The following is a 432-nucleotide window of genomic DNA, read 5'->3' as shown; positions in this document are numbered from 1 at the left end:
ACGGTTTCAAGACCTGCCGTTACACGAGGTGAAAGCGCACCGGGTTTGCAAGGCAGAATGAGCGTAAGTGCTCCCGGCCAAAACCGCTTCATCAATGTTTTCGCCTTTTCCGGCGCTGGGCCCGTTAAATCCTCAAGCTGGCTGATATCCGCGATGTGGACAATCAAGGGATTATCGCTCGGCCGCCCTTTTGCCTCATATATTTTTTGGACGGCATCCGTATTTTTCGCGTTTGCGCCTAGGCCATATACCGTTTCTGTCGGAAAGGCAACGACCTCATTTTCTCGAAGCAAAGCGGCTGCTTGTGCAATTTGTGGATCATTTGTGGATAACTCGTCAGTTACATCCACAAACCATCTTTTCGTTTTCATTTCTGACCAAACTCCTTATTCACAACAATAAAACGATTGTTTTACGCGTGTAATCCTTTTG

The 432-nt window shown here is 47.5% G+C and carries 1 protein-coding gene; it reads right to left on the bottom strand.

What is annotated here, in order from left to right; translation table 11 throughout:
* A partial coding sequence (locus tag RVS70_RS22585; RefSeq protein ID WP_321134974.1) for an L-threonylcarbamoyladenylate synthase occupies positions 1–371 on the bottom strand: 371 nt, incomplete at its 3' end.
* Positions 372–432 lie beyond the last annotated feature (61 nt).

It is taken from the genome of Virgibacillus sp. M23 (assembly GCF_034190895.1).
GTDB lineage: Bacteria > Bacillota > Bacilli > Bacillales > Amphibacillaceae > Virgibacillus > Virgibacillus salarius.
This window is presented reverse-complemented; position numbering and strand designations above follow the sequence as displayed.